The organism is Collinsella aerofaciens (genome assembly GCF_018785245.1).
GTDB lineage: Bacteria > Actinomycetota > Coriobacteriia > Coriobacteriales > Coriobacteriaceae > Collinsella > Collinsella aerofaciens_AD.
In genome coordinates, this window is record NZ_WQPL01000024.1 from 106,987 (window position 1) to 115,292 (window position 8,306).

Here is an 8,306-nt window from a genome sequence, read left to right on the forward strand (position 1 = left end):
GTATGAATCTTTCATCCCAGAAGAGCGCGATCGCACTCTCCGCGTCCGCGGCCGCGCTGCTCATGCCGGTTTCCGCGTTCGCTGAGGACGGCGCTGCCGGTGCGGACATCCTCATCCCTAAGATGGCGGAGTTCATCCCGGCGCTTATCGCCTTCCTGATTATCTGGATCGTGCTGGCCAAGGTCGCCCTGCCGGGCATCATGAAAACCATGGAGGAGCGCGGCAAGAAGATCGAGGAGAGCCTCGACGAGGCCGAGAAGACCAAGCAGGAGGCTATCGCCAAGCGCGCTGAGTCCGACTCGATCGTCACCGACGCCCGTCGTCAGGCTGCCGACATCGTTCTCGAGGCCCGCAAGGACGCCGAGTCCGAGCGCGCCCGTATCATCGAGGCTGCTCACAAGGAGGCCGAGGAGATTATCGCCAAGGCCCATACGACCGTCGAGGACGAGCGCAAGTCCATCTACGCCGGTGCCGCGAGCTCCATCGCCGACCTGTCCGTTGCCGTCGCCACCAAGATCGTGGGCGAGGCACTCGAGGACGATGCCGAGCAGAAGAAGCTCATCGAGCGCTACATCCAGGAAGCAGGTAGCCTGAATGCCGACTAGCCGCTATCAGGACAAGGTGCTCGAGACCTACGCGCGTTCCCTTTTGGAAGCCGCCAAGGCCGAGAACCATGTGTTCGAGGACCTCGAGATGATCGAGCGCCTGGCTTCTGCCAGCCCCGAGATCATCGCCGTGCTCGACACCATGTCCAAGCGCGACCAGCTCGACCTTCTTCCCAAGGTGGCAGCTGCCTTTAAGTATGTTGCCGAGGAAGACGAGGATGTAGTGGGCGTGACCGTCACCACGGCGATCTCGCTCGACGACGAGCTGCGTCAAACCATCACTAAGAAATGCGAGCAGGACTTCGGCCGCAAAGTATTCCTTATCGAGCAGGTCGACCCGTCTATTGTGGGCGGCCTGGTGCTCGAGGCCCGCGGCGAGCGTCGTGACATTTCCGTCAAGACGCAGCTGCGCATCGCGCAGGAGACCCTCGCAAACTCTGCTAATTCGTACGGAGGTGAAGCCTAATGTCCGAAACCCTCAATGCCCAGGATATCGCCAAGAAACTGCAGGAGCAGCTCACGAGCCTCTCCGCGACGGTCGATACGCATGAGGTTTCAACGGTCGACGAGGTAGGCGACGGCATCGCGCGCGTCTCCGGCCTCAAGAGCGCCATGGCAGGCGAGCTTCTGGAGTTCAAGAGCTCCGATACCGGTGAGACCGTCTTCGGCCTTGCCCAGAACCTTGACCGTGACGAGGTCGGCGCCGTTCTGTTCGGTGCCGTCGACTCCATCAAGGAAGGCGACGAGTGCCGCACCACTGGCCGCATTATGGATATCCCCGTGAGCCGTGCCATGCTCGGCCGCGTCGTCAATCCGCTCGGCCAGCCCATCGACGGCCTGGGCGACATCGTCGCCACGCATCGTCGCCCCATCGAGTTCAAGGCCCCCGGTGTCATCGACCGTACCCCGGTGTGCGAGCCGGTTCAGACCGGCCTGTTGGCCATCGACTCCATGGTGCCTATCGGCCGCGGTCAGCGTGAGCTCATCATCGGCGACCGTAAGACCGGTAAGACCGCCATTGCCATCGACGCTATCCTCAATCAGCGCGGCAAGGGCATGGTCTGCATCTATGTCGCCATCGGCCAGAAGGCCTCCACGGTTGCCAACATCCGCGAGACCCTCGCTCAGCACGGTGCGCTCGACTACACCATCATCGTTTCGGCCACCGCTGCCGATTCCGCCCCTATGCAGTACATCGCGCCTATGGCCGGTGCCGCTATCGGCGAGTTCTTCATGTACAACGGCGAGGACGGCAAGCCCGCCAGCGAGACCAACCCCGGCGGCCACGTGCTCGTCATCTACGATGACCTGTCCAAGCAGGCTGTGGCCTACCGTCAGATGTCGCTGACGCTGCATCGTCCGCCCGGACGCGAGGCCTATCCTGGCGACATCTTCTACCTGCACTCTCGTCTGCTCGAGCGTGCCGTCAAGATGTCCAAGAAGAACGGTTACGGCTCCATGACGGCACTGCCGATCATCGAGACCCAGGACGGCGACGTCTCGGCCTACATTCCGACCAACGTCATTTCCATTACCGATGGTCAGATCTACCTGCAGTCCGAGCTCTTCTTCCAGGGCCAGCGCCCGGCAGTCGACGTGGGCATCTCCGTGTCCCGCGTCGGTGGCGATGCGCAGACCAAGGCCATGAAGCAGGTCGCCGGCAACCTCCGTCTGGATCTCGCTTCCTATCAGGAGCTCGCTGGCTTTACCCAGTTTGGCTCCGACCTCGACGAGGCTACTCAGAAGCAGCTGACCCATGGTGCCCGCATGATCGAGCTCCTTAAGCAGCCGCGCTACAAGCCGTTTGAGGTTGGCGAGCAGATCGTTACGCTGTTCGCTGGCAACGAGGGCTTCCTGGATGACCTGGAGATCGCCGACGTGCTGCCTTTCCGCGCCGAGCTCATCGAGTACATGGACAATGGCTTTGGCTCGCTGCTCGACAAGGTTCGCGCCAAGAAGATCGATGATGACACCAAGGCTGAGCTCTTGCGCGTCATCGGCGACTTCAAGCAGCAGTTCATGGCCAAGCACCATTCGGATGTTTCTGGATCAGAGGAGAACTAAGCCCCATGGCCAACCTTCGCGACATTAAGAAGCGAATCTCCTCGGTTACCACGACCAAGCAGATCACGCGCACGATGGAGATGGTCTCTACGGCCAAGATCCGTCGTGCCCTCGATCGCTCCAAGCAGGCCGAGCCCTATAAGGAGGCGCTGACCGACGTCATGTTGACGGTCGCCGGCGACGCTTCCTGTTCGGGCACCGATCCCATGCTGCAGAAGCATGAGAACGTCAAGCATGGCCTGATTGTCGTTATTGCCTCGGACCGCGGCCTTGCCGGCGGTTTCAATACGACGGTGGAGCGCACGGCCGAAAAGCTCGACGCTTCTTGGGCGAACGACGGCATCGAGTGCGAGATCATCGCGTGCGGGCGTAAGCCGGCCACGTATTTCCGTGACCGCGCAAACGTCGTCATGCACTTTGAGGGCAACTCCTCTGAGCCCGATTTCAATCAGGCCCGCATGATCTCCTCTCATATCTGCGATGCGTATCGTGCCGGTGAGCTTGACCGTGTCGAGCTTGTCTACCACCACGCCAAGAACCGCGTGGATCAGGAGCTTCGCGTCGAGCATCTGTTGCCGCTCGACCCCGAGATGATCGCTATGGCCCACGGTCCGCGTAAGAACGAGACCGACGCCCCTAAGCGCATCTCGTCCACGTTCGAGTTCGTGCCCTCTCCCGAGCATGTTCTCGGCAAGCTTGTGCCGTCTTATATCCTGACGGTCATCTACCAGGCCCTGATCGATTCGGCGGCTGCCGAGCAGGGTGCACGCCGCAAGGCCATGCACTCCGCGACGGAAAACGCCACCGCGATCATCTCGACCCTTACCCGCACGTATAGTCGCGTGCGCCAGGCTTCGATCACGACCGAGATTAACGAGATCGTCGGCGGAGCCTCAGCATTGGAGGAACAGTAATGGCTAATAACACCGTAAAGCTTGCGGTCGAGGAAGCCACCAAGAAGACGACTGCCGGTGATGGTCGCATCGTGCGAATCATCGGCCCTGTCGTCGACGTCAAGTTTGACGGCGCGGTGCCCCCGATCTACAACGCGCTCACGGTCGAGGCCGAGACCCCGATCGGTCACCTGAGCACGATCCTCGAGGTCGAGAGCCAGCTTCCGGGCGGCGTCGTCCGCACGGTCGCCATGTCCTCGACCGACGGCCTGCAGCGCGGCCTCATCGCCACCGATACCGGTGAGCCCATGAAGATGCCCGTTGGTCCCAAGACGCTCGGCCGCATTTGGAACGTCATGGGCAAGCCCGTCGACGGCAAGCCCATGCCCGAGGTGGAGGAGTTCTACCCCATCCACCATGCAGCGCCCCGTTTCGACGAGCTCACCACCAAGACCGAGATCTTCGAGACCGGCATCAAGGCCGTCGACCTGCTCGAGCCCTACATCCGCGGCGGCAAGACAGGTCTGTTCGGCGGCGCCGGCGTCGGCAAGACCGTTCTGATTCAGGAGCTCATCAACAACCTCGCCCAGGAGCACGGCGGCACCTCGGTGTTCACCGGCGTCGGCGAGCGTACCCGCGAGGGCACCGACCTGTTCCTCGAGATGAGCGAGTCTGGCGTTATCGACAAGACCTGCTTGGTCTATGGTCAGATGAACGAGCCGCCCGGAGCGCGTCTGCGCATCGGTCTGGCCGGCCTTACCACCGCTGAGTATTTCCGTGATCGTGGCCAGGACGTTCTGCTGTTCATTGACAACATCTTCCGCTTCTCCCAGGCAGGTTCCGAGGTTTCCGCACTGCTGGGCCGTATGCCGTCCGCCGTTGGTTACCAGCCCACGCTGGCAACCGAGATGGGCGACCTCCAGGAGCGCATTACCTCGACCAAGACGGGCTCCATTACCTCCGTCCAGGCTGTCTACGTCCCCGCAGACGACCTGACCGACCCGGCGCCTGCCACGACGTTTACGCACCTCGATGCCACCACGGTTCTTTCGCGTAGTATTTCGTCGCTCGGCCTGTTCCCGGCTATCGACCCGCTCGCGTCTTCCTCCGACGCTCTCGATCCCTCGATCGTCGGCGAGGAGCACTACCGTGTCGCCGTCAAGGTCCAGGAGCTCCTGCAGGAGTACTCCGACCTTCAGGACATCATCGCCATCCTGGGTATGGACGAGCTGTCCGAGGAGCAGCGCCTTACGGTCAACCGTGCCCGTAAGATCCAGCAGTTCCTCTCGCAGTCCTTCCACGTCGCCGAGAAGTTCACCGGCAACCCCGGTGTCTACGTCCGCGTCGAGGATACCGTCCGCTCCTTCGCCGAGATTGTCGACGGCAAGGCCGATGACCTGCCCGAGCAGGCTTTCCGCTATGCTTCCACGATTGAGGACGTGCGCGAGCGCGCCCGCAAGATGGGGGAGAAGTAGGTTATGCGTATCCGCATCGTGTGCCCCGTGAGCTGCGCCTATGAGGGCGACGCTGCGTTTGTGTCGATTCCGTCCACGGATGGCGAGTTTGGCGTTCTGCCTGCTCACTCCAGCGAGATCTGCACGATCGACCGCGGTTACGTTCGCGTTTCCGATAAGGCCATGGGCACTGTCGACCACACGTTTGCCGTGGCCGGCGGCTATGCCCAGGTTGCGGACGATGTCGTGACCGTTCTCGCCGAGCGCGCTTGCGATTTGGCGACCGTCGATGCCGACAAGCTTAAAGCTGATATTCAAGGTTTTGAAGAGAAGCTGGGTAATTTGTCGGAGGATGATGCACGCCGCGCCTACCTCTATAATGAAATCGCATGGTGTAAGCTCAAGCTTGCCCAATAGTCAAACGATTTAGCGTTCGACCATTTGCGAACACATCATGCCCGGGATGGCCCAGCCATCCCGGGCATGCTTTTTGAAAGGGTAGACCTTGGATATTATCCGCGTTGAGGGTGGCCACGCCATCGGAGGCTCCGTGCCCGTTTCGGGCGCCAAGAACTCCGCGCTCAAACTCATGGCGGCAACGCTTCTGGCGCCGGGCAAGACGACGCTGCAGAACGTGCCCGATATTTCCGATGTCCACGTGATGGGCAAGGTGCTCAAGGGTATGGGCGCCACAATCGATGTCCTTGACGAGCACACGCTCGAGATTGATACCTCTCAGGTCGATTCTTGGGAGGCCCCCTACGAGCTCGTTGCCAAGATGCGTGCTTCCACAGCCGTGATGGGACCCCTGCTGGGTCGCTTCCATCGCGCCAAGATCGCCATGCCGGGCGGCTGCAACCTGGGTGCTCGCAAGATCGATATGCACATTCTTGGTCTTGAGGCCCTGGGCGTTGAGTTCGATACCGCCCACGGCTACATCAACGCTAATGCGCCCCAAGGTCTGCGCGGTACCACCGTCACGCTCGAGTTCGCCAGCGTCGGTGCGACCGAGAACCTCATCATGGCATCCGTGCGCGCGCAGGGCACCACGGTTATCGACAATGCCGCCCGCGAGCCCGAGATCGTCGATCTCGCCAACATGCTCAACGAGATGGGCGCTAAGATTGTCGGCGCCGGCACGCCTGTCGTGACCATCGAGGGCGTGGAAGAGTTGCATCCTGTTACCCATCGCGTAGTGGGCGACCGAATCGAGGCCGGTACCTTTATCGTTGCCGGTGCGTTGATGGCCGACGATCGCGGTATCGATGTCACGGGCTTTTGCCCCATTCACTTGGGCATGGTGCTCAAGAAGATGGAGCTCATGGGTATCGACTGCGAGCGCGTCGAGGATGGCGTCCATGTGAACCGTGCCGAGCGTATCAAGCCGGTCGACATCCAGACGCTTCCGTTCCCCGGCTTCCCGACGGACATGCAGGCACAGATTATGGTACTCTCCGCCCTTGCTGATGGCAGTTCCGTTATTACCGAAAACATCTTCGAGAATCGCTTTATGTTTGCCTCTGAGCTGGTGCGCATGGGTGCCGACATTCGTATCGAGAGCCATCATGCCATGATTCATGGCGTCAAGGGCTTCTCGGGTGCACAGGTTACCTCGCCCGATCTGCGTGGCGGAGCGGCCCTCGTCGTAGCGGGCTTGATCGCCGACGGGACGACCGAGGTTTCGGCTATTCATCACATCAAGCGCGGCTACGAGCAGTTTGTCGAAAAGCTGCAGGCGCTCGGCGCGCATGTCGAGCATGCTACCGTCCCCGATCCCGTCATCTACTAATACAGGTTGCCTATGTTTAATAAAAAGCCCCTCGCGGATACCACCGCCCGAAGACCCTCAACTGGTGCGCAGGCCAAGATCTACAGTCGCGATAACGTGGCTCGCTATTCCGAGCGCGCTCGTCAACGTCGTCGTAGCCACACGATTCGTCACGTCGCGCTCATTGTCGTGCTTGGCGTGCTGCTGAGTGCCACTACCGCTGCCGGCCTGTGGTTTGCCACCATCATGGGCAAGCTCGGCGATTCTAATGTCATTACCGACAATCTGCGTCGGGTTCTGGTTGACACCGATGAGGCAAAGGATCCGTTCTACGTGCTGCTTCTTGGCACCGACGGCCGTCCGGGCGAGGATACGTATCGTGCCGACTCGATTATCCTGGCACGCATCGACCCCACGCAAAAGCAGGCGACGCTCATTTCTGTTCCGCGCGACACCAAGGTCGAGTACAAGGGCGAGACCATGAAGATCAACGCCTGCCATACCGTTGGCGGCGCCGAGGCCATGGTCGAGGCGGTCAACGAGCTGTGCGGTGTTCAGATTTCCCACTATGCCGAGGTCAGCTTCGACGGTATGCAGGCGCTGATTGATTCGGTTGGCGGTATCGACATTAACGCAACCGATGATGTTGACGACCCCGAGCACCTGGATATTAAGATTACCGCTGGCCAGCAGCATATGGACGGTGCCACCGCCCTTACCTATGCCCGCTGCCGCTACACCTATGCCGACGGCGATTACACGCGCATGCGCCACCAGCGTCAGGTGCTCGGCGCCCTTGCCAACCAGATTCTCAATAACTTCGATGCCACGAAGATCTTCGGCCTGGTTAATTCGCTGTCCGATATGCTCGTAACCGATATGAGCGTTCAGGATATCGTGGCTACGGTCAACGCCATGCGCGGTATGGATGTCGACGGTATCTACTCGGCCAACCTGCCCTCGTATGCCGACGACAGCACCATGATCGACGGTGTGAGCTACGTCTTTGTCTACGAGGACGAGCTCAAGGAAATGATGGAGCGCGTCGATGCCGGCAAGGATCCCAAGGGTCCCAACACCATGGGTCTTTCCGACGGTTCCAGCTCTACGATCGGCGACCTGAACAACAACACGTCTGACGACTACGCAAACGGTACCGCAACCTCATCGGTCAGCTCTGACGATTCCGATGACTCAAACGATTCGAGCGATTCGGACTACTACGAAGAGCCCACCGGCGACGGCAACGGCTACGAAGCCAACTATTAGAGTTATGCGGTTTTACCAAACCGCATAACCGCTTGACGCTGCGCGGGCCGCATTTGGACAATCTGACGTTCAACTTCAAGGGCGCGACCAGAAGGTCAGCGCCCTTTCGTTTCACGTCACCTTGTCTCAAATGCGACCCGCTCGCTGCCCGTCCTCAACCTGCGACGTTAGTCGTTGGGTGTTCCTATAGTTTTGTCAACCGTCGGGGCTACTCCCGGTAGGGCACCCGGTCGCGCATCACGGCGTATATCGC

The 8,306-nt window shown here is 60.6% G+C and carries 8 protein-coding genes; all 8 read left to right on the forward strand.

Going from position 1 to position 8,306, the window contains the following annotated elements; genetic code table 11:
* Positions 1-2 precede the first annotated feature (2 nt).
* Positions 3-605 (forward strand): F0F1 ATP synthase subunit B, encoded by a 603-nt coding sequence (gene atpF, locus GPK39_RS06580; RefSeq protein WP_006235712.1) that lies wholly within the window; start codon positions 3-5, stop codon positions 603-605.
* On the forward strand, positions 595-1,071 hold the full coding sequence (locus GPK39_RS06585) for a F0F1 ATP synthase subunit delta (protein WP_215674542.1): 477 nt from the start codon (positions 595-597) through the stop codon (positions 1,069-1,071). The genes atpF and GPK39_RS06585 overlap by 11 nt, the downstream gene beginning before the upstream one ends.
* Positions 1,071-2,669 carry a F0F1 ATP synthase subunit alpha gene (gene atpA / locus GPK39_RS06590; RefSeq protein WP_215674544.1) on the forward strand — a complete coding sequence of 533 codons (1,599 nt, stop codon included), beginning with the start codon at positions 1,071-1,073 and terminating at the stop codon, positions 2,667-2,669. The genes GPK39_RS06585 and atpA overlap by 1 nt, the downstream gene beginning before the upstream one ends.
* Positions 2,670-2,674: 5 nt before the next feature.
* Positions 2,675-3,583, forward strand: a complete 909-nt coding sequence (atpG, locus tag GPK39_RS06595; RefSeq protein ID WP_215674546.1) for an ATP synthase F1 subunit gamma — start codon at positions 2,675-2,677, stop codon at positions 3,581-3,583.
* Positions 3,583-5,037, forward strand: coding sequence for a F0F1 ATP synthase subunit beta (atpD, locus tag GPK39_RS06600; protein WP_006235717.1), 1,455 nt, complete (start codon positions 3,583-3,585; stop codon positions 5,035-5,037). Before atpG ends, atpD begins: the two co-directional genes overlap by 1 nt.
* 3 nt (positions 5,038-5,040) lie before the next feature.
* Positions 5,041-5,433 carry an ATP synthase F1 subunit epsilon gene (gene atpC, locus GPK39_RS06605; protein WP_006235718.1) on the forward strand — a complete coding sequence of 131 codons (393 nt, stop codon included), beginning with the start codon at positions 5,041-5,043 and terminating at the stop codon, positions 5,431-5,433.
* A gap of 88 nt (positions 5,434-5,521) precedes the next feature.
* Positions 5,522-6,805: a UDP-N-acetylglucosamine 1-carboxyvinyltransferase gene (gene murA / locus GPK39_RS06610; RefSeq protein WP_215674548.1), complete on the forward strand. Its 1,284-nt coding sequence runs from the start codon at positions 5,522-5,524 to the stop codon at positions 6,803-6,805.
* A 12-nt stretch (positions 6,806-6,817) separates the two neighbouring features.
* On the forward strand, positions 6,818-8,053 hold the full coding sequence (locus GPK39_RS06615) for an LCP family protein (protein ID WP_215674550.1): 1,236 nt from the start codon (positions 6,818-6,820) through the stop codon (positions 8,051-8,053).
* Positions 8,054-8,306 lie beyond the last annotated feature (253 nt).

Bases quoted from the DNA above. Each gene is read 5' to 3' on its own strand.
- atpD (WP_006235717.1), top strand. From the start codon at position 3,583: ATGGCTAATAACACCGTAAAGCTTGCGGTCGAGGAAGCCACCAAGAAG.
- atpF (WP_006235712.1), top strand. From the start codon at position 3: ATGAATCTTTCATCCCAGAAGAGCGCGATCGCACTCTCCGCGTCCGCG.
- atpG (WP_215674546.1), top strand. From the start codon at position 2,675: ATGGCCAACCTTCGCGACATTAAGAAGCGAATCTCCTCGGTTACCACG.
- atpC (WP_006235718.1), top strand. From the start codon at position 5,041: ATGCGTATCCGCATCGTGTGCCCCGTGAGCTGCGCCTATGAGGGCGAC.
- GPK39_RS06615 (WP_215674550.1), top strand. From the start codon at position 6,818: ATGTTTAATAAAAAGCCCCTCGCGGATACCACCGCCCGAAGACCCTCA.
- GPK39_RS06585 (WP_215674542.1), top strand. From the start codon at position 595: ATGCCGACTAGCCGCTATCAGGACAAGGTGCTCGAGACCTACGCGCGT.
- atpA (WP_215674544.1), top strand. From the start codon at position 1,071: ATGTCCGAAACCCTCAATGCCCAGGATATCGCCAAGAAACTGCAGGAG.